This is a genomic window from Streptomyces sp. NPDC096311 (genome assembly GCF_044763085.1).
GTDB lineage: Bacteria > Actinomycetota > Actinomycetes > Streptomycetales > Streptomycetaceae > Streptomyces.
In genome coordinates this window covers 22,149-40,869 of sequence record NZ_JBIWFN010000026.1, presented here as the reverse complement: position 1 = coordinate 40,869, position 18,721 = coordinate 22,149, and the positions used below count along the sequence as shown (strand labels likewise).

The window sequence follows — 18,721 nt, the reverse complement described above, 5'->3', positions numbered from 1 at the left end:
GACGGCACGGCCCCGCGCCCCCATGAGGGCGCCCCTTCCCTCACTACATACCGACTGGTTAGTCTGGGGTCGCAGCTGAGCCGTGTTGCGTCGCGTCGTGTCGAAGGAGACCGATGGTGGAAGCCGTGCAGGATGCGGGAGTGGTCGTCACCGGGGCCGGGGGCGGTATCGGAGCCGCGCTGGCCCGTCGTTTCGCCGCCGAGGGGGCCCGGGTCGTCGTCAACGACCTGGACGCCGCCAAGGCGAAGGCCGTGGCCGAGGAGATCGGGGCGATCGCGGTTCCCGGCGACGCGTCCGCGATCGTGGCCGAGGCCCGGGACGCCCTCGGGGGCACCATCGACGTCTACTGCGCCAACGCGGGCCTTCCCTCGGCCGGCAGTGAGTCGGCCGACGAGAAGGTCTGGGCGCTCGCCTGGGACGTCAACGTGATGGCCCACGTCCGGGCGGCCCAGGAGCTGCTCCCGGCCTGGCTGGAGCGCGGCAGCGGCCGGTTCGTCTCCACCGTCTCCGCCGCCGGACTGCTCACCATGATCGGCGCCGCGCCCTACAGCGTCACCAAGCACGGCGCGTACGCCTTCGCCGAGTGGCTGTCGCTGACGTACCGCCACCGCGGCGTGAAGGTGCACGCGATCTGTCCGCAGGGCGTGCGCACCGACATGCTCGACGCCACCGGCAGCGCGGGCGACCTGGTCCTGCAGCCCACCGCCATCGAGCCCGAGGCCGTCGCCGACGCGCTGTTCGCGGGGATCGAGGAGGATCGCTTCCTGATCCTGCCGCACCCCGAGGTCGCCGGGTACTACCAGCTGCGGGCCGCCGAACCGGACCACTGGCTGACGAACATGAACCACATCCAGCAGAAGTGGGAGGCGACCCGGTGACCACCTACGCCGACCGGCCCTGGGTGGCCCTCCTCAATGACGCCCAGAGCGGCCCGGTGAGCCCGGCCGACTCCCTGGTGCACGCCCTGCGCGGCGCCGTGGCGGACGCTCCGGACCGCGCCGCGCTCGCCTACTTCGACGGGCGGCTGAGCTACCGCGAGGTGGACGAGCTGAGCGACTCCGTCGCCGGGCACCTCGCCGCCCGCGGTCTGGAGCGCGGCGACCGCGTCGCGATCCTGCTCCAGAACTCCCCGCACTTCGTGCTCGCGCTGCTCGGCGCCTGGAAGGCGGGCGCGACCGTCGTGCCGGTCAACCCGATGTACAAGTCCGGCGAGGTGCGCCACGTCCTGCACGACGCGGACGTACGCGCCCTGGTGTGCTCCGACCGCGCGTGGGAGTCGTATCTGCGCGAGACGGCCGCCGACTCGGCCGTGAGCGTCGTCCTCACGGCATGCGAGTTGGATTTCCAGACCCGGGGCGACGCGCGGGTGCTGACCTTCGAGCGGCTGCCGCAGGCCGCGGACGCCGACGATCTGGTGGCGGTCGCCCGGGCGGGCCACAAGGCCCCCGCGGGGCGTGACGCGGAACCCTCCGACATCGCGCTGATCAGCTACACCTCGGGGACGAGCGGCACCCCCAAGGGGGCCACCAACACGCACGGCAACATCATGTACAACGCCGAGCGGCAGCGGACGGGCCTCGGGCTGCCGGAGGCGCCCGCCTACTTCGCGATGGCGCCCCTGTTCCACATCACGGGGATGGTCTGCCAGCTCGCCGCCTGCCTCGACAGCGTGGGCACGCTCGTCCTCGCCTACCGCTTCGAGGCGGGGGTCGTCCTCGACGCGTTCGCCGAGCACAGGCCGCTGTACACGGTCGGCCCGTCGACCGCCTTCATGGCACTCGCGGCGCATCCGGCGGTCACGCCGGACCACTTCGCCTCCTTCGTGAACATCTCCTCGGGCGGCGCGCCACTGCCGCCGGCTCTGGTGGAGAAGTTCCGGGCCGGCTTCGGGCCCTACATCCGCAACGGCTACGGACTCACCGAGTGCACCGCGCCCTGCGCCTCCGTACCGCCGGGCCGGGAGGCTCCCGTCGACCCGGTCTCGGGCACGCTGGCCGTCGGTGTGCCGGGCCCCGACACGGTCGTACGCATCGTCGACGACCAGGGCCAGGAGGTGCCCTTCGGCGAACAGGGCGAGATCCTCGTACGAGGCCCCCAGGTCGTGCCCGGCTACTGGCGCCGCCCCGAAGCCACCGCCGAGACCTTCCCGGACGGCGAGCTGCGCACCGGCGACATCGGATTCATGGACCCCGAAGGCTGGCTCTACGTGGTCGACCGCAAGAAGGACATGATCAACGCGTCCGGCTTCAAGGTGTGGCCCCGCGAGGTCGAGGACGTGCTCTACACGCACCCCTCGGTCCGGGAGGCGGCCGTCGTCGGCATCCCCGACGGCTACCGCGGCGAGACCGTGAAGGCCTACATCAGCCTGCGGCCCGGCGCGGACGAGGACCCCGACGCGCTCGCCGCGTACTGCAAGGAGAGACTGGCCGCCTACAAATATCCGCGGCATGTGGAGATCCTGCCCGAGCTGCCGAAGACGGCGAGTGGCAAGATCCTCCGTCGGGAACTGCGTTCCCGTCCCCAGGACTCTCAGTAGACGATCAGTAGACGACGCGTTTCACCGGACAACGCCCGAAAGGCAGGTGGCGGCAGTGCCCAGGACGACGGACGGAGACGGTACGCCCGTCCCGCAGCGGCTCTTGGCCGCCGCCACCAGGCTCTTCGCCGAGCAGGGCTACGACCGCACATCGGTGCAGGAGATCGTGGAGGCGGCGGGCGTCACCAAGGGCGCGCTGTACCACTACTTCGGCTCCAAGGACGACCTCCTGCACGAGGTGTACGCGCGTGTGCTGCGGCTTCAGCAGGAGCGGCTGGACGCGTTCGCCGATGCCGACGCGCCGGTCGAGGAGCGGTTGCGGGGTGCCGCCGCCGACGTCGTCGTCACCACGATCGACAACCTCGACGACGCGGCGATCTTCTTCCGCTCCATGCACCACCTCAGCCCCGAGAAGGACAAGCAGGTGCGCGCCGAGCGCCGCCGCTACCACGAACGCTTCCGCGCGCTCGTGGAGGAGGGCCAGAAGAAGGGCGTCTTCTCCACCGCCACCCCGGCCGACCTGGTCGTCGACTACCACTTCGGCTCGGTGCACCACCTGTCGACCTGGTACCGCCCCGACGGCCCCCTCGCCCCCCAGGAGGTCGCCGATCACCTGGCCGACCTGCTGCTGCGCGCGCTGCGGCCGTAGTCCCTTTCGGGGGCGCGGGGAACTGCGCGATCTTCTGCGGGGATCTGGGGGCGCAGCCCCCGGCGGACGGGAACGGGTAGGGGCGGTGGGGGCGAAAGAGCCCGTCACCGCCCCACCGGACCGGTCGGTCACACGTACTTCTTGATCTCCCGTCGCGCCAGCGATCGCTGGTGCACCTCGTCCGGGCCGTCCGCGAGCTTCAGCGTCCGCGCGCTCGCCCACAGCTCGGCCAGCGGGAAGTCCTGGCTGACACCGCCCGCGCCGTGCAGCTGGACCGCCTTGTCGAGGATGTCCACGACCGTGCGCGGGGTGGCGATCTTGATGGCCTGGATCTCGGTGTGGGCGCCCCTGTTGCCGACGGTGTCCATCATCCAGGCGGTCTTCAGGACCAGCAGACGCAGCTGTTCGACGGCGACGCGCGCGTCCGCGATCCAGTTCTGGACCACGCCCTGCTGGGCGAGCGGCTTGCCGAAGGCCGTACGGGACACGGCCCGGCGGCACATCAGCTCGATCGCCCGCTCGGCCATGCCGATCAGCCGCATGCAGTGGTGGATGCGGCCCGGGCCGAGCCGCGCCTGGGCGATGGCGAAACCGCCGCCCTCCTCGCCGACGAGGTTGCTCACCGGGACGCGGACATGGTCGAAGACGACCTCCGCGTGCCCGCCGTGGGAGTGGTCCTCGTAGCCGTACACCTGCATGGCGCGCCGGACTTCGAGCCCCGGGGTGTCGCGCGGGACCAGGACCATGGACTGCTGGCGGCGGATGTCCGGCCCGTCCGGCTCCGTCTTGCCCATCACGATGAAGATCTTGCAGTCGGGGTTCATCGCCCCGGAGATGTACCACTTGCGGCCGGTGATGACGTACTCGTCACCGTCGCGTTCGATGAGCGTGGTGATGTTGGTGGCGTCGGAGGAGGCCACCTCCGGCTCGGTCATCGCGAACGCCGAGCGGATCTCACCGGCGAGCAGCGGCTCCAGCCACTGCTTCTTCTGCTGCTCGTCGCCGAACTGCGTGAGCACCTCCATGTTGCCGGTGTCCGGCGCGGCGCAGTTCAGCGCGGTGGGTGCCAAGTGCGGGCTGCGGCCGGTGATCTCGGCGAGCGGCGCGTACTGGAGGTTGGTCAGCCCGGCGCCGTACTCCGCGTCGGGCAGGAAGAGGTTCCACAGGCCCTGCCTGCGGGCCTCCGCCTTCAACTCCCCGACCACGGCGGGCGTGTCCCACGGAGAGGCCAGCCGGGCGCGCTGCTCCTCCGCCACCGCCTCCGCCGGGTAGACGTACTCGTCCATGAAGGCGAGCAGCTTCCCGCGCAGTTCCTCGGTACGCGCGTCGAATGCGAAGTCCATCTCGGATCAGCCTTCCTGAAGAGTGGTCAGACCGTGCTCGATGAAGAACGGGACCAGTTCACCGATGCGGTCGAAGCCGGCGCCGACCGTCTGGCCGAGCGTGTAGCGGTAGTGGATGCCCTCCAGGATCACGGCGAGCTTGAACCAGGCGAACGCCGTGTACCAGGCGACGTCGGACACGTCGCGCCCCGAGCGCGCGGCGTACCGTTCGATGATCTCGGCCGGGTCCGGGTGCCCGGCGGCCGAGGCGGTCGTGCTGATGGGGGAGTCGGGCAGGTCCAGTGGCGCGCTGTACATCACCAGCAGGCCCAGGTCGGTGAGCGGATCGCCGAGCGTGGACATCTCCCAGTCCAGAATCGCCTTGATCCGGTCGTCCTCACCGATCAACACGTTGTCGAGCCGGTAGTCGCCGTGCACGACGGAGGGCGCGGGGGAGTGCGGCAGCTCACGGCCGAGGGCGGCGTGCAGTTCGTCGATCCCGGCGAGCTCACGGTTCCTGGAGGCGTCCAGCTGCTTGCCCCAGCGGCGCAGTTGCCGGTCGAGGAAGCCCTCGGGGCGCCCGAAGTCCGCGAGGCCCACGGCGGCGGGGTCGACGGCGTGCAGTTCGACGAGCGTGTCGACGAGCCCGAGCACCGCGTCCCGGGTGCGCTCCGGGCCGAGCGGGGCGAGCTGCTCGGCGGTGCGGTACGGGGTGCCGACCACGAACTCCATGACGTAGAAGGGCGCTCCCAGCACCTCCTCGTCCTCGCACAGCAGCACCGGACGCGGTACGGGGACGGCGGTCGGGTGCAGCGCGCTGATGACGCGGTGCTCGCGCTTCATGTCGTGCGCGGTGGCCAGTACGTGCCCGAGCGGGGGCCGTCGGACGACCCAGCTCGTGGTGCCGTCCGTGACCGCGTACGTGAGGTTCGACCGTCCGCCCTCGATCAGCCGGCCGGTCAGCGGGCCGTGCACCAGACCGGGCCGCTCGCCGTCGAGCAGGCCGCGCAGTCGGTCGAGGTCGAGACCTGGCGGGTGGTCGGGACTCATCACTTCTCCTGCACGCCGGGAAATCGGGACGTGACCATGATGCCGACCAGTCGGTATGTCGTCCAGCGCCCGGACGAAACGTGATCGGCGTCTCCCTCCGGGAGCCGGGGGAGACGCCGGGGCGCGCTTGCGTCCAGTGGCTGTCCCGGACAGGCCCTAGTGGTCGTCCCAGTGGCCGTCGTGCTCGGCGTGGCGGTGACCGTCGTGCAGGTAGTCGACGTGGTCGCCGTGCGCGACCGCCGGGTGCCCGCAGCCCTCGCCGTGCCGGTGGCCGTGCTCGCCGTGCGCCGTGTGACCGCTCGGCTCGCACTCGTCCCAGTGACCGGAGTGCTCCCGGTGCAGATGTCCGTCGTGCGCGTAGTCGACGTGGTCCCCGTGCGGCACGGCGGTGTGCCCGCAGTCCGGGCCGTGCGTGTGCGCGTGGGTCGGATGCTCCACGTGAAGGGTGGTCATGGTGCTCACCTTCGTGAGTGGCGTGAAATGACGGCTCAGGCTAGCGCCAGAAAGAACCGCATTCATCGCCATTTGCACCGTTACGCCCCATTTGATACTGATCAGAACACCAGTGCTACCGCGCACACGGCCAGGGCGACCGTGCACAGGGTCGCCGCCGTCGCGTGCCGCGGTGCGAGCGCGGGCGGACCGCCGGTGCCGGGTGTCGCGAGCACCCGGATGCGCCGGTGCGCGAGCGCCAGGAAGCCCAGCCACAGCGCGCAGCACAGGGCGCAGGCCGTCACATCGATCGCCGACGGGCCGCCGTGCAGCGCCGCCTTCGCCGCGAGGACCGCGGCGACGGTGCTCGACAGGGTCGTACGCCGCCACGCGAGCCGCGTACGCTCCGGCTGCAGCCCCGGGTCCCGCTCGGGACGGTGCTGGGGGCCGGGCACGGTCACCCTTCCCAGCCGACGAGGACGACGACGACCATCGCGACGGCCACGATCGCGACGGCGATGCTCAGCAGCGCCGGGAAGCGCGACACGGGAAGGTCCTCCCCGCGGCGCATCGCGCGCTCGCAGCGCACCCAGTGATTGACGGCGCGCAGCGAGCAGAGCACGCCCGCCGCCAGCAGGGCCAGCGCGAGGCCGACCCGCCAGGCCCAGCGCAGGTCCGGCAGGAACTGATCCACGGCGAAGCCGCCGCCGATCAGCGCCAGCGCGGTGCGCAGCCAGGCCAGGAAGGTCCGCTCGTTCGCCAGCGAGAACCGGTAGTCGGGCGTGACGCCCTCCTGCCGGACCTCCTCGGGTGCGAACCACAGCCGGACGTTCCGCACGAATTCGATCACGCCATCGACCCTACCGGGGCCCGGCGGGGGCTCAGTCGGTGCCCGTCGCCCGGTAGTCCTTCAGGCGCTCGTACGCCGCCAGGCCGTCCGGCACCCACGTCCAGTCCGTCAGGTGCCGCTCGACCTCCTCCTCGGTGAGGAAGTCGTGCCAGGCGACCTCCTCCGTCTGGGGGTTCACCGGGAGCTCGCAGCGGACCTCGTAGACGGCCGACCACCAGGTCCGGTCGGAGCCGTCGGCGTAGAGGAACTTGAAGAGGGGGACGGGCTGAGGGAGTCCGGAGACCCCGAGTTCCTCCTCGGCCTCGCGCAGGGCCGCGCAGTCGTAGGACTCGCCCGCGCCCACGACCCCGCCGACGAACATGTCGTACAGGGAGGGGAAGACGAGCTTGGTGGGCGTGCGGCGGTGCACGAAGAGGCGGCCCCGGGCGTCCCGGGCCTGGATGAACACGCAGCGGTGGCGTAGACCGCGCGCGTACGCCTCGCCGCGCGGGGACTGCCCGATGACCACGTCGTTCTCGTCCACGATGTCGAGGATCTCGTCAGTGGCGCTCATGGCCCCATCCAAGCAGCCGTCGGCACCCGGCGCGGTGCGTGCCGTCCGTGCGGCCCGGCGCCGACGTACGCCCTCAATGCGGCTGGAGGTCCCGTACCGACTCGGTCTTGGGGGTGCCCGTCGGCATTGCGGGGTGCATGCCCAGCAGGACGATTCCCGCCACGATCGCCGCGAGCCCCGCCGCTTCCCAGGTGAGTGCCCCCACGTCCGTGTGCAGCTTGTCCCCGAGGAAGCCCACGCCGCACACGATTCCGGCGAGCGGCTGGGCGGCGGTGAGCGCGGGCAGCGACATCCGCAGCTCCGCCGTCTCGAAGGCGCTCTGCACCAGCACGAGGCCCGTCACCCCGAGCGCGAGCACCCCGTACGGCTGCCAGCCGGTCAGCAGCTCACTCCAGCTGCCGGCTCCGAACCGCTCCCCGCTGACCCGGGTGAGCGCGTCCTGCACGCCGTACAGCAGCCCCGCGGCCAGCGCGAGCAGGACGGGTGCCCTGGTCATCCGGGAACGCTTGGCGTAGGTGGTGAGCAGCAGCGCGAGCCCGATCATGATCCCGATGATCAGCCAGTGCCGCAGCGGATCGGTCACCGAGTCGCCGCCCTTGGGCTTGCCCGCCACGATGAACGCCGTGACCCCGCCCGCGAGCAGGACGAGGCCCGCCCAGCCCTGGCGGCCCAGGGGGTGTTTGGTCTGGTGGCGGGTGAGCGCGAGCGCGAAGAGCAGGTTGGTCGCGAGGAGGGGTTCCACCTGGGAGATCTCGCCCTTGCCGAGGGCGACCGCGCCGAGGATCATGCCGCACACCATGAGTCCGATGCCGCCCAGCCAGCGGGGCACCCGGATGAGGTCGAGCAGCAGGCGCCAGGAGAGGAAGTCGCTCAGCGGGGCGTGCGAGGCGGCGTTCTGCTGGAGCACGAAACCGAAGCCCAGACAGCAGGCCGCGCTCACCGAGAGGATCAGAACGAGAACCGACACGCTGGGTACCTCGATACGTTCGGGTGAGCACGGGTCACGGGCGCGTATTGCCGCCGACTGTAGTGCCATCGACCGTGCCCTGCCCACGGGAGTAACCGGAACCGGGCAGTTGACTCGGTCACTCTTCTTGCCGAAGGATCTGACCGATCAGTAACAACGGCTGGTCGAGCGGCGTCCCTGCCCGTTCGACCCGTACCGGTGCCTGATGTCTTCCGTACCACTGTCTCATCAACCCACGACGATGCCGCCGGCTCGTGACGAAGCCGACAGAAGCCGACCGGAAACGTCGGCAGGCCGAGAGGACGGGCCCATGGCCTACGACGCAGATGTGATCGTGATCGGAGCGGGCCTCGCGGGGCTCGCCGCGACCGCGGAGCTCGTCGACGCGGGCCGCAAGGTGATTCTCCTCGACCAGGAGCCGGAACAGTCGATCGGCGGCCAGGCCCACTGGTCCTTCGGCGGACTCTTCTTCGTGAACTCGCCCGAGCAGCGCCGGATGCGGATCAAGGACAGTCACGCGCTCGCCCTCCAGGACTGGATGGGCACGGCCGGCTTCGACCGGGCCGAGGACCACTGGCCGCGCCGCTGGGCCGAGGCGTACGTGGACTTCGCGGCCGGTGAGAAGCGGTCCTGGCTGCACCAGCAGGGGGTCCGCTTCTTCCCGGTGGTCGGCTGGGCGGAGCGCGGCGGCTACGACGCAGGCGGCCCCGGGAACTCCGTGCCGCGCTTCCACATCACGTGGGGGACCGGGCCCGGAGTGGTCGAGCCCTTCGAGCGGCGGGTACGCGCCGGGGTCGCCCGGGGGCTCGTCCAGCTCAAGTTCCGCCACCGGGTGACCGGGCTGTCCCGCAGCGCGGGGACCGTCGACACGGTCACCGGGGAGATCCTGGAGCCGTCCGGCATCGCACGCGGGCAGGCCAGCAGCCGTACGGTCGCCGGGGCGTTCGAGCTCAAGGCGCAGGCGGTGATCGTCACCTCGGGCGGCATCGGCGGCAATCACGACCTGGTCCGCGCGAACTGGCCCGAGCGGCTCGGTACGCCGCCCGAGAAGATGGTCGCGGGCGTCCCCGCGCACGTCGACGGCAAGATGCTCGCGATAGCCGAGGAGACGGGCGCGCACCTCATCAACCGCGACCGCATGTGGCACTACACCGAGGGCATCCAGAACTGGAACCCCATCTGGGAGAACCACGGCATCCGCATCCTGCCGGGCCCGTCCTCCCTCTGGCTGGACGCCCGCGGGAACCGGCTTCCGGTACCGCTCTTCCCGGGCTTCGACACCCTCGGCACGCTCGAACACATCATGAAGACCGGATACGAGTACACGTGGTTCGTGCTCGACCAGAAGATCATCGGCAAGGAGTTCGCGCTCTCCGGCTCGGAACAGAACCCGGACCTGACCGGCAAGTCGATCAGGGACGTGATCGGCCGGGCACGCGCCGACGTACCGGGCCCCGTCAAGGCGTTCATGGACAACGGCGCGGACTTCGTCGTCGAGAAGGATCTGGGCGCCCTGGTGCGCGGCATGAACGCCCTCACCAAGGAGCCGCTGATCGACGAGGCCGCGCTGCGCCGCGAGATCGTCGCCCGCGACCGGGAGATCGCGAACCCGTTCACCAAGGACCTCCAGGTGACGTCGATCCGCGGCGCCCGCAACTACCTCGGGGACAAGCTGATCCGTACGGCCACCCCGCACCGCATCCTGGACCCCAAGGCGGGTCCGCTCATCGCCGTCCGCCTCCACATCCTCACCCGCAAGAGCCTGGGCGGCCTGGAGACCGACCTGTCCTCGCGCGTACTGACGGAGGGCGGCGACCCGCTCTCCGGCGTGTACGCGGCGGGTGAGGCGGCCGGTTTCGGCGGTGGCGGGGTCCACGGCTACCGCTCCTTGGAGGGCACCTTCCTCGGGGGCTGCCTCTTCTCCGGCCGCACAGCGGGACGAGCGGCCGCCAAGGCGGTGAGCTGACCCTCGCAGGAGTGCCCGCATTTCGCTCCGGTGGGCCCGGCTGCGCGGGGGACCGTTCCGTGGTCGGGTTTCAGCCGTGCCCCGGATTGCGGGGAGCCGGGGCCCGGGCGCGGCCCGGCCCCCGCGGGGAGTCGGGCTCGCCCCCGGAGAGAGCCGTCCCACCAGCCCGTTCCCGTCCCGGAGTGCGTGCGAGGGAACATCAACTCTCCGCCATTCAAGGGTAGTTGCAGCGTGCAGCGGATTGATCGGGCCTTGACGTCAACCCTCAGCCAAGGGTTTGCTGTGCGTGATCTCCCCTTGACTAGCCGCGTCTGTGAGGAAGCCCCGCGGTGTCGCCACCCCCGCCACCCCCTCCTCCCCTCGGCCGTGGCCGCAAACGCGCGGTCCACGCCTTCGACGCCGCGCTCGACGACTCCGAACTCGTCGCCGCGCGCGCCTCGTTGGCGCAGGGACGATGGACCGCGGTCCGCGCACTGCTCGCCGCCACCGGCGACGACTGGGACCGCCGCGGACACCGCGTCACCGTCCTCGCCCAGGAGCCCGCCGCCCTCGCCTGGGCCCGTGACTGGCAGCTTGCGGAACCCGAGTCCGCCGACGCCGCCGTGCTCCTCGCCTGCGCCACCGTCCAGCGCGCCCTGCACGGCAAGGACCGCCCGGAGCGGGCCCGCGAGGCCTGCGACACCGCCGCCGCGCTCGCGCCCGCCGACCCGACCCCCTGGCTGGGCCTGCTGATACTGGAGCGTGCGCGCGGCAGCGAGGGCGACGTGGTGCGGCTCTTCGACGAGGTGCGCCACCGTTACCCCGAGCACCACCACGCCCACCACCTCATGGTCGCCCGGCTCGCCGAGCGCCGCGCCGAGGCCGGCCAGGACCCCCTCCACGAGGTCTACGACTTCGCGAACTGGGCGGCCGAACAGGCGCCCGCCGACTCTCCGCTCGCGATGCTGCCCGTCGTCGCGCACGCCGAGCGCTATCGCGTGCTGGCCGGCGCCGGCAGCGAGTCCACCGACCCGGCCGCCTCCGGGCACTGGGTCGGACGCCGGGCCCGACAGGTGATGAAGGCCGCCTTCGACTGGTGGCTCGAGTGGGAGCGCGAGGACCATCCCCGCCGCCATCTCGACCTCAACTTCCTCGCCCACGCCAAGTTCTGCGAGGGCCGGGGCGCCGAGGCCGCCGCCCTGTTCCACCGCATCGGCCCGCACGCCACCCCGGCGCCGTGGTCGTACCCGGACCGCGAGCCGTACCAAGCCTTCCGTGCCGCCCGCGACAGCGCCCTCGGCACGGTGTGACCCCACCCACAAGAAGTCGAGAAACCCGAAAGGACGGCCCCGCGATGACGACGGGCAGTTCGAGCACCTCGAGCAGTTCGAACACGGATAGACCCGCCACGGCCGGTGGCGCCATCAGCACCTTCAAGGGCCAGGAGCGCGCCCTGCACGCGGGCCGACTCGGCACGGGAGGCCTGCTGCTCTCCGTCCTCGCGGCGACCGCGCCCCTCATGGTGGTCGCGGGTGTCATGCCCACCACATTCGCGGTGATGGGCATCGTCGGGCAGCCGCTGCTCTTCGTCATCCTCGGCGTGGTGCTGGTGCTCTTCAGCGTCGGGTACGCCGAGATGAGCCGCCACGTCCACAACGCGGGCGCCTTCTACGCCTACGTCGCCCGCGGTCTCGGCGGCACCGCGGGCGCCGGCGCCGCCGCGGTCGCGCTCGTCGCCTACAGCGCCCTGCAGTTCGGCATCTACGGCATCTTCGGCTTCGAGGTCTCCGGGCTGTTCGCCACCTACGCCGACGTCGAGGTCGCCTGGTGGATACCGGCGCTGATCGCCGTCCTCGCCGTCGGCGCGCTGTCCTGGCTGAAGATCGACGTCAACGCGCGTGTACTCGGCGTCCTCCTGGTCGTCGAGGTGGCGCTCGTCGTCATCTTCGACATCGCCGCCGTCGCCGACCCCGCCAAGGAGGGCCTCTCCCTGCACGCCTTCAACCCGGACACGCTCACCGGGGCGGGCGTCGGCACCGCGCTGTGCTTCTGCATCGCGGCGTTCACCGGCTTCGAACAGGCACCGGTGTACGCCGAGGAGACCAGCCGCCCGCACATCCTCGTCCCGCGCGTGATGTTCCTGGCGATCGGCTTCGTCGCCGTCTTCTTCGCGCTCAGCTCCTGGGCGCTGACCGTCGCCGCGGGCCCCTCCGGGATCGTCGGGGCGGCGCAGAAGCAGAGCGCCGGACTGCTGTTCTTCCTCACCGAGTCGCGGCTCGGGGGCACCTTCACCGACGTCCTGCACGTCCTCTTCGTGACCGGCATGTTCGCGGCGCTGCTCAGCTTCCACAACGTCGTCGCGCGGTACGCCTTCGCCATGGGCCGGGAAGGACTGCTGCCCTCCGCCTTCGGCCGGACCACCGGCTCCAGCGGCGCGCCCGGCACCGGCTCGCTGCTGCAGACCGGCGTCTCCGCGATCGTACTGATCGCGTTCGCCGTGACCGACGACAAGCCCACCGGCGACCCGACCGCGCCCGTGCTGCACCTGTTCACCTGGGCCGGCAACGTCGGCGCGCTCGGCGTCATCCTGCTGATGGCCGCGGCCTCGCTCTCCGTGATCGTCTTCTTCGCCCGCCGCGGCGCCGCCCGCGCCCAGGCCTGGCGCCTGGCCACCTCGGCGATCGCGGCCGTCGCCCTCCTCGTGATCGCGGGCTACACGGTCAAGGACTTCGACATCCTGGTCGGGACCGGTCCGGACTCCACGCTCAGCTGGCTGCTGCCCGCCCTGATCGCGTTTGCCCTGGTCGTCGGCCTGGTGCAGGGACTGGTGCTGCGCTCGCGCAAACCCGAGGCACACGCCCGTATCGGCCTGGGCAACGAGGCGTTCCAGCTGGACAAGGCGGCGGAGTCCACCGCCTGATCAGGAGCCCCGATCCGGGACTCCTGTGCTGAGAAGTGTGTGAGAAGTGGTTACGGAAGTCTGACGAGCACCCGCTGCCGCTGGCCTCAAGGGGGTCGCGGGTGCTCGTATGGGTGTGTGAACCCTGAACAGTCCCCACGGCGGGGACCGGACCGGCCCCGGGAACGCCCGGCGGAGGACCCGGAAGCCTCCGGCGCGCCCATCGGCCGCCGGCTCCTGCTCGGCACGCTCGGACTCGGCGCCTTCGGCGTGCTGGCCGCGCCCACCCTGCAGCGCGGCCTGGAGTCCCTCTTCGCCGACGACCCCACGGGGCTGACCGGCCTGCTCCCCAACGGCGGCGGTTTCCGCTACTACTCGGTGACCTCCTCCGTCCCGCACAAGGACGCGTCGAACTACCGCCTCACCATCGACGGCCTGGTCGACCACCCCCGCAGCTACACCCTGGCCGACCTCAGGGCCCTGCCGCAGACCCGGATCGTGCACGACGTCCAGTGCGTCACGGGCTGGCGGGTGCCCGGCACCCCCTTCGAAGGCGTACGGCTGTCCCATCTCCTGGACGCCGCCGGGGTCCAGACCAAGGGCCGAGCGATCCGCTTCACCTGCTTCGACGGGGCGTACACCGAGAGCCTCACGCTCCAGCAGGCCCGACGCCCCGACATCCTCGTGGCCCACCGCATGCAGGACAAACCCCTCGGCCACAACCACGGCGGCCCGGTCCGCCTCTACGTCGCCCCCATGTACTTCTACAAGTCCGCCAAGTGGCTCTCCGGCATCACCGTCACCGAGGACGTCCGTCCCGGGTACTGGGAAGACCGTGGCTACGACGTGGACGCGTGGGTCGGCCGCTCGAACGGACGCGACGATGCACCCACGAGTTGACGACACCCCGACCCTCGCCGCGCCCGCGCCGCGCGTACGGCGCTTCAGCCACGCCGAGCGCTGGGTGCACCGCGTGACCGCCCTGCTGATGGGGATCTGCGTGGCGACGGCGGCGTGCCTGTACCTGCCGATGTTCGCCGAGCTCGTCGGCCGCCGTGAGCTGGTGGTCAGGATCCACGAGTGGGCGGGCCTGATGCTGCCGGTACCGGTCCTGGCGGGCCTGGTCTCCCGCGCCTTCCGCGCGGACCTCGGCCGCCTCAACCGCTGGGGCCCGCACGACCGTACATGGCTGCGCGCGGCGCTACGACGGGACCGGCGCCCTTCGTCCCGACCCGCGGCCAAGTTCAACGCGGGCCAGAAGACCTACGCCGCCTGGATCGCCGGCGCGACCCTGGTCATGCTCGCCACGGGGCTGCTGATGTGGTTCACCCACCTCGCCCCCCTGATGTGGCGCACCTCGGCGACCTTCGTCCACGACTGGCTGGCGCTCACGATCGGCGTCGTCCTCGCGGGCCACATCGGCATGGCCCTCGGCGACCCGGAGGCCCGCCGCGGCCTGCGCACGGGCTCGGTGAGCCGGGAGTGGGCGGAGCGCGAGCATCCCCTCTGGCGGCCCTAGGACCTGTCAGGTGTGCCGGGGGGACTGCTGCGGACCCCCGGCACACCGCCTAGCCCCGCTCGGCCTCGAAGTCCAGGAGCACCTTGCACGAGCGGCTGCGGTCCGCGGCCAGAGTGAACGCCGACTCCGCCGCAGCGAGCGGGACCACCGCGCTGACCAGGGAGTCGAAGCGCGGCTCGGCCGCGAGCAGGACCAGCGCGTCGTCGAACTCCTCGTCGAAGCGGAACGCGCCCCGCAGCTCGATCTCCCGGCTCACCACCAGGTTCCCCGCGAACGAACTCTGGCCCGGCGGCAGCATGCCGAGCTGGACGACGACCCCGCCGCGCCGCACCAGGCGCAGGCAGGTGTCGAGGCCCGCGGCCACCCCGGACGCCTCGACGGCCACGTCGACCTCTGCCGGCCACCCGGGATCGGCGGGATCGTCGGCCCGTACCACCGCGTCCGCGCCCGCCGCGACGGCGTACGACAACGCCTGCGGCAGCAGGTCCGTCACGGTCACCCGGGCCGCGCCCGCGGCCTTCGCGGCGGCCACCACGAGACAGCCGATGGGCCCGGCCCCCGTCACCAGGACATGCCGGTCCTTCACCGCACCGGCCCGTCGCACGGCGTGCAGCGCCACCGACAGCGGCTCGGCGAGCGCCGCCCGCCGCAGCGGGAGCCCCGCGGGCAGCTCCCTCAACTGCCGGGCGGGCACCACCACTCGGGCCGCGAACCCGCCCTGCACATGCGGGGTGCGCGCCGCGCTGCCCAGGTAACGGGTGTCCCGGCAGACGTTCGCCCGCCCGTCGGCGCACTCCGGGCACACCCCGCACGGGGTCGCCGGGTGCACCGCCACGGCCGTACCCGGCGCGGGACCGGTGGCCCCGTCGCCGTACGACAGCACCGTCCCCACGACCTCGTGGCCCAGCACCATCGGCTCGCGCAGCCGGAAGTCCCCGACGCCGCCGTGCCGCCAGTAGTGGAGGTCCGACCCGCACACCCCGCCGTACCGGACGGCGACGAGTGCCTCGCCGGGCCCGGCGGAGGGGACCGGCAGTTCGTCGACCCGCAGGTCACCCTGCCCGTGAATCACACAGCCGAGCATCGTCAGGCCCCTCTCACCGCGTTCACCGGGCGGTCCGCTTCACAGCACACTGGTCATACCGCCGTCGACGTACAGCACCTGCCCGCTCACGAAGTCCGCCGCGGGCGAGGCGAGGAAGAGCACCCCGCCGACCAGGTCCTCCGTACGGCCCCACCGGCCGGCCGGGGTGCGCCGCCGCACCCAGGCGCTGAACTCCTCGTCCTCGACGAGGGGCTGGGTCAGCTCCGTCTCGATGTAACCGGGGCCGAGCCCGTTCACCTGCACCCCGTACTGCCCCCAGTCCGCGCACATGCCCTTGGTGAGCATCTTCAGCGCGCCCTTGGTGGCCGCGTACGGGGCGATGCCCGGACGGACGACCTCGCTCTGCAACGAGCAGATGTTGACGATCTTGCCGTGGCCGCGTTCCGTCATCCGCCGCGCCGCTTCGCGGCCGACCAGGAACGCGCTGGTCAGGTTGGTGTTCAGGATCCGGTGCCAGTCGGTGTCCGTGAACTCCAGGAGCGGCGCCCGCAGTTGCATGCCCGCGTTGTTGACGAGGATGTCGAGCGGGCCCACCCGGTCCTCGACGTCGGCTATTCCGGCGGCCACCGAGGGGCCGTCCGTGACGTCGAAGACCGCGGTGTGGACGTCGCCCGGCAGCCCCGACGCGGCCTTGGTGAGCCGGTCGGCGTCCCGCCCGTTGAGGACGACCGTGCAGCCCGCCTCCAGGAGCCCGCGGGCGAGTGCGAACCCGATGCCCCGGCTGGAGCCGGTGACCAGGGCCCGGCGACCACTGATGTCGAACAGAGGGTGGCTCATCCCCGTACTCCCGTCTCTCATCCTCGTACCCCTAGATGACCAGCGACAGCAGCAGGACCAGCCCGCCCGCCACCACCGAGATGATCGTCTCCATGACGGACCAGGTCTTGACGGTCTGGCCGACGCTCAGGCCGAAGTACTCCTTGACCAGCCAGAACCCGGCGTCGTTGACATGGCTGAAGAAGAGCGAGCCGGCGCCGATCGCGAGGACCAGGAGCGAGGTGTGGGCGGTCGACATGTCGGCCGCGAGGGGCGCGACCAGACCGGCCGCCGAGATGGTGGCGACGGTCGCGGAGCCGGTCGCGAGGCGGATGGCCACCGCGATCAGCCAGGCGAGCAGCAGCGCGGGGATCGACCAGTCCTTGGAGATGTCCAGGATCATCTGGCCCACCCCGGAGTCGATCAGGGTCTGCTTGAAGCCGCCGCCCGCGCCCACGATCAGCAGGATGCCCGCGATGGGAGCGAGGGACTTCTCGACGGTCGTCGAGATGCGGTCCTTGGTGAAGCCGGCCGCGCGGCCCAGCGTGAACATGCCCACGATCACGGCCGCGAGCAGGGCGATCAGCGGGGAGCCGACGATGTCGAAGACGCGCTGCACCATGTGGGTGGGGTCGTCCACGATGATGTCGACCAGCGCCTTGGACAGCATGAGCACGACGGGCAGCAGCATGGTGGCGAGGGTGGCGCCGAAGCCGGGACGCTTGTCCAGGTCCTCGGAGGCGCGGGCGGGGATCATCCGGTCGGGGGCGGGCACGTCCACCCAGCGGGCCGCGACCTTCGAGAACACCGGGCCCGCGATGATCACCGTCGGGATGGCGACCAGGACGCCCAGCGCGAGCGTGATGCCCAGGTTGGCCTTGACCGCGTCGATGGCGACCAGCGGACCGGGGTGCGGCGGGATCAGGCCGTGCATCACGGACAGACCGGCCAGCGCCGGGATGCCGATGCGCATCAGGGAGTAGTTGCCGCGCTTGGCGACCATCAGCACGACCGGGATCAGCAGGACGATGCCGACCTCGAAGAACAGCGGCAGACCGATCACCGAGGCGATCAGCACCATCGCCCACGGCATGGCGCGCCCGCCTGCCTTGGCGAGGATGGTGTCGACGATCTGGTCGGCGCCGCCGGAGTCGGCGAGCAGTTTGCCGAGGATCGCGCCGAGCGCGATCAGGACACCCACACCGGCGACGGTGGAGCCGAGGCCGGTGGTGAAGCTGGCGATGGTCTTGTCGAGCGGGGCCCCGGCGAACGCGCCGAGGGCGAGCGAGCCGATGGTCAGGGCCAGGAATGCGTGCAGCTTGAACTGGGTGATGAGCAGGACGATGACGGCGATGCCCGCCAGCACGGCGATGCCCAGCTGAGCATGGCCCGCCGAGGTGATCGGCTCGACGGTGTCCGCTGCCAGCAACTCGACGCTGAGTCTGGTCACGATGGTCCCTTGCTTGAGAAACGTACGCGGGGAAGGTGTTAGAGCGAGGGCTCGGAGAGCCCCTGGAGTGCGGCCACGGCCCGTTCGGTGATCTCCCCGGGGTCGCCGGAGACGTCCACGGAGACACCCGCCTCATCCGCTTCCAGCGGCTGGAGGGTGGCGAACTGCGAGTCCAGCAGCGCCGTCGGCATGAAGTGCCCCTGACGGTGCGACATCCGGTCCTCGATGAGCGAGCGGTCACCGGTCAGATGGACGAAGACGACCCCGGGCGCCTCGGCCCGCAGCCGGTCGCGATAGCTGCGCTTGAGCGCCGAACTGCTGACCACTCCGCCGAGCCCGTGCCGGTCGTGCGCCCAACGGCCGATGGCGTCCAGCCACGGCCAGCGGTCGTCGTCCGTCAGTGGGGTCCCGGCCGACATCTTGGCGATGTTGGCCTGCGGATGGAAGTCGTCGCCCTCGGCGTACGGAACGCCGAGCCGGGCCGCAAGCAGGGGACCGATGGTGGTCTTGCCGGTGCCTGCGACGCCCATGACCACGACGACATGGGGGGTGCTCATCGCTGCCTCACTGTCTACGTCACTGTCACGTGACTGTCTTCGTCGACATCTGATGTCGACGACACTGAAACTCATTAGGTACGACGAATTCAAGAGTGTGTGACATATAAGTCTGACTTTTTGTTCCAGGG

19 protein-coding genes are annotated in these 18,721 nt (G+C 71.3%); 8 read left to right on the top strand and 11 right to left on the bottom strand.

Annotated features, from left to right (window positions below; all coding sequences use genetic code 11):
- Positions 1–113: 113 nt before the first annotated feature.
- Genes ACIRA5_RS44875 through ACIRA5_RS44865 form a run of 3 tightly spaced genes read left to right on the top strand, consistent with a single transcriptional unit; the run spans position 114 to position 3,185 of the window.
- The gene (locus ACIRA5_RS44875) at positions 114–878 is read left to right on the top strand and encodes an SDR family oxidoreductase (protein WP_403701780.1); all 765 of its coding nucleotides are present in this window, start codon (positions 114–116) and stop codon (positions 876–878) included.
- Positions 875–2,536 (top strand): class I adenylate-forming enzyme family protein, encoded by a 1,662-nt coding sequence (locus ACIRA5_RS44870; RefSeq protein ID WP_403701778.1) that lies wholly within the window; start codon positions 875–877, stop codon positions 2,534–2,536. The genes ACIRA5_RS44875 and ACIRA5_RS44870 overlap by 4 nt, the downstream gene beginning before the upstream one ends.
- Positions 2,537–2,591: 55 nt before the next feature.
- Positions 2,592–3,185: a TetR/AcrR family transcriptional regulator gene (locus ACIRA5_RS44865; protein ID WP_067366380.1), complete on the top strand. Its 594-nt coding sequence runs from the start codon at positions 2,592–2,594 to the stop codon at positions 3,183–3,185.
- A gap of 128 nt (positions 3,186–3,313) precedes the next feature.
- On the opposite strand, the gene ACIRA5_RS44860 is transcribed toward ACIRA5_RS44865, so the two are convergent.
- From ACIRA5_RS44860 to ACIRA5_RS44830, 7 genes are all read right to left on the bottom strand, one after another.
- On the bottom strand, positions 3,314–4,528 hold the full coding sequence (locus ACIRA5_RS44860; protein ID WP_403701775.1) for an acyl-CoA dehydrogenase family protein: 1,215 nt from the start codon (positions 4,526–4,528) through the stop codon (positions 3,314–3,316).
- Positions 4,529–4,534: 6 nt separating this feature from the next.
- A complete protein-coding gene (locus ACIRA5_RS44855) occupies positions 4,535–5,557 on the bottom strand; it encodes a phosphotransferase family protein (RefSeq protein WP_352050919.1) in 1,023 nt (340 codons plus the stop codon).
- 156 nt (positions 5,558–5,713) lie between these two features.
- On the bottom strand, positions 5,714–6,010 hold the full coding sequence (locus ACIRA5_RS44850; protein ID WP_403701772.1) for a hypothetical protein: 297 nt from the start codon (positions 6,008–6,010) through the stop codon (positions 5,714–5,716).
- Between the two features lie 101 nt (positions 6,011–6,111).
- Positions 6,112–6,450, bottom strand: a complete 339-nt coding sequence (locus tag ACIRA5_RS44845) for a DUF202 domain-containing protein (protein ID WP_403701769.1) — start codon at positions 6,448–6,450, stop codon at positions 6,112–6,114.
- Complete coding sequence (locus ACIRA5_RS44840) at positions 6,447–6,839, bottom strand: YidH family protein (protein WP_403701767.1); 393 nt, start codon at positions 6,837–6,839, stop codon at positions 6,447–6,449. Before ACIRA5_RS44840 ends, ACIRA5_RS44845 begins: the two co-directional genes overlap by 4 nt.
- 31 nt (positions 6,840–6,870) lie before the next feature.
- Positions 6,871–7,392, bottom strand: coding sequence for an NUDIX hydrolase (locus ACIRA5_RS44835; RefSeq protein ID WP_403701764.1), 522 nt, complete (start codon positions 7,390–7,392; stop codon positions 6,871–6,873).
- 73 nt (positions 7,393–7,465) lie between these two features.
- Entirely contained in the window at positions 7,466–8,359 is an 894-nt protein-coding gene (locus tag ACIRA5_RS44830) for a DMT family transporter (RefSeq protein ID WP_403701762.1), read from the bottom strand.
- Between the two features lie 310 nt (positions 8,360–8,669).
- Between ACIRA5_RS44830 and ACIRA5_RS44825 the strand changes: the two genes are divergently transcribed.
- The 5 genes from ACIRA5_RS44825 to ACIRA5_RS44805 all read left to right on the top strand — a co-directional run bounded on the left by ACIRA5_RS44825 (position 8,670) and on the right by ACIRA5_RS44805 (position 14,722).
- Complete coding sequence (locus ACIRA5_RS44825; protein ID WP_403701760.1) at positions 8,670–10,325, top strand: FAD-binding dehydrogenase; 1,656 nt, start codon at positions 8,670–8,672, stop codon at positions 10,323–10,325.
- 329 nt (positions 10,326–10,654) lie between these two features.
- Positions 10,655–11,614 carry a hypothetical protein gene (locus tag ACIRA5_RS44820; protein WP_403701757.1) on the top strand — a complete coding sequence of 320 codons (960 nt, stop codon included), beginning with the start codon at positions 10,655–10,657 and terminating at the stop codon, positions 11,612–11,614.
- 44 nt (positions 11,615–11,658) lie between these two features.
- Entirely contained in the window at positions 11,659–13,224 is a 1,566-nt protein-coding gene (locus tag ACIRA5_RS44815; protein ID WP_403701754.1) for an APC family permease, read from the top strand.
- Between the two features lie 117 nt (positions 13,225–13,341).
- The gene (locus ACIRA5_RS44810) at positions 13,342–14,103 is read left to right on the top strand and encodes a molybdopterin-dependent oxidoreductase (protein WP_403701751.1); all 762 of its coding nucleotides are present in this window, start codon (positions 13,342–13,344) and stop codon (positions 14,101–14,103) included.
- A complete protein-coding gene (locus ACIRA5_RS44805) occupies positions 14,087–14,722 on the top strand; it encodes a cytochrome b/b6 domain-containing protein (RefSeq protein ID WP_095855535.1) in 636 nt (211 codons plus the stop codon). Before ACIRA5_RS44810 ends, ACIRA5_RS44805 begins: the two co-directional genes overlap by 17 nt.
- A gap of 49 nt (positions 14,723–14,771) precedes the next feature.
- On the opposite strand, the gene ACIRA5_RS44800 is transcribed toward ACIRA5_RS44805, so the two are convergent.
- Genes ACIRA5_RS44800 through ACIRA5_RS44785 form a run of 4 tightly spaced genes read right to left on the bottom strand, consistent with a single transcriptional unit; the run spans position 14,772 to position 18,590 of the window.
- On the bottom strand, positions 14,772–15,806 hold the full coding sequence (locus ACIRA5_RS44800; protein WP_403701747.1) for an L-idonate 5-dehydrogenase: 1,035 nt from the start codon (positions 15,804–15,806) through the stop codon (positions 14,772–14,774).
- 39 nt (positions 15,807–15,845) lie between these two features.
- Positions 15,846–16,604 (bottom strand): SDR family oxidoreductase, encoded by a 759-nt coding sequence (locus ACIRA5_RS44795; RefSeq protein WP_403701744.1) that lies wholly within the window; start codon positions 16,602–16,604, stop codon positions 15,846–15,848.
- A 31-nt stretch (positions 16,605–16,635) separates the two neighbouring features.
- A complete protein-coding gene (locus tag ACIRA5_RS44790) occupies positions 16,636–18,033 on the bottom strand; it encodes a gluconate:H+ symporter (protein ID WP_403701741.1) in 1,398 nt (465 codons plus the stop codon).
- Positions 18,034–18,071: 38 nt separating this feature from the next.
- Positions 18,072–18,590 carry a gluconokinase gene (locus ACIRA5_RS44785; protein WP_403701739.1) on the bottom strand — a complete coding sequence of 173 codons (519 nt, stop codon included), beginning with the start codon at positions 18,588–18,590 and terminating at the stop codon, positions 18,072–18,074.
- Positions 18,591–18,721 lie beyond the last annotated feature (131 nt).

What these genes read in the sequence shown, in the direction of transcription:
- ACIRA5_RS44875 (WP_403701780.1), top strand. Translation starts at nt 114, where the DNA reads ATGGTGGAAGCCGTGCAGGATGCGGGAGTGGTCGTCACCGGGGCCGGG.
- ACIRA5_RS44860 (WP_403701775.1), bottom strand. Translation starts at nt 4,528, where the DNA reads ATGGACTTCGCATTCGACGCGCGTACCGAGGAACTGCGCGGGAAGCTG.
- ACIRA5_RS44855 (WP_352050919.1), bottom strand. Translation starts at nt 5,557, where the DNA reads ATGAGTCCCGACCACCCGCCAGGTCTCGACCTCGACCGACTGCGCGGC.
- ACIRA5_RS44850 (WP_403701772.1), bottom strand. Translation starts at nt 6,010, where the DNA reads ATGACCACCCTTCACGTGGAGCATCCGACCCACGCGCACACGCACGGC.
- ACIRA5_RS44835 (WP_403701764.1), bottom strand. Translation starts at nt 7,392, where the DNA reads ATGAGCGCCACTGACGAGATCCTCGACATCGTGGACGAGAACGACGTG.
- ACIRA5_RS44825 (WP_403701760.1), top strand. Translation starts at nt 8,670, where the DNA reads ATGGCCTACGACGCAGATGTGATCGTGATCGGAGCGGGCCTCGCGGGG.
- ACIRA5_RS44815 (WP_403701754.1), top strand. Translation starts at nt 11,659, where the DNA reads ATGACGACGGGCAGTTCGAGCACCTCGAGCAGTTCGAACACGGATAGA.
- ACIRA5_RS44805 (WP_095855535.1), top strand. Translation starts at nt 14,087, where the DNA reads ATGCACCCACGAGTTGACGACACCCCGACCCTCGCCGCGCCCGCGCCG.
- ACIRA5_RS44800 (WP_403701747.1), bottom strand. Translation starts at nt 15,806, where the DNA reads ATGCTCGGCTGTGTGATTCACGGGCAGGGTGACCTGCGGGTCGACGAA.
- ACIRA5_RS44795 (WP_403701744.1), bottom strand. Translation starts at nt 16,604, where the DNA reads ATGAGCCACCCTCTGTTCGACATCAGTGGTCGCCGGGCCCTGGTCACC.
- ACIRA5_RS44785 (WP_403701739.1), bottom strand. Translation starts at nt 18,590, where the DNA reads ATGAGCACCCCCCATGTCGTCGTGGTCATGGGCGTCGCAGGCACCGGC.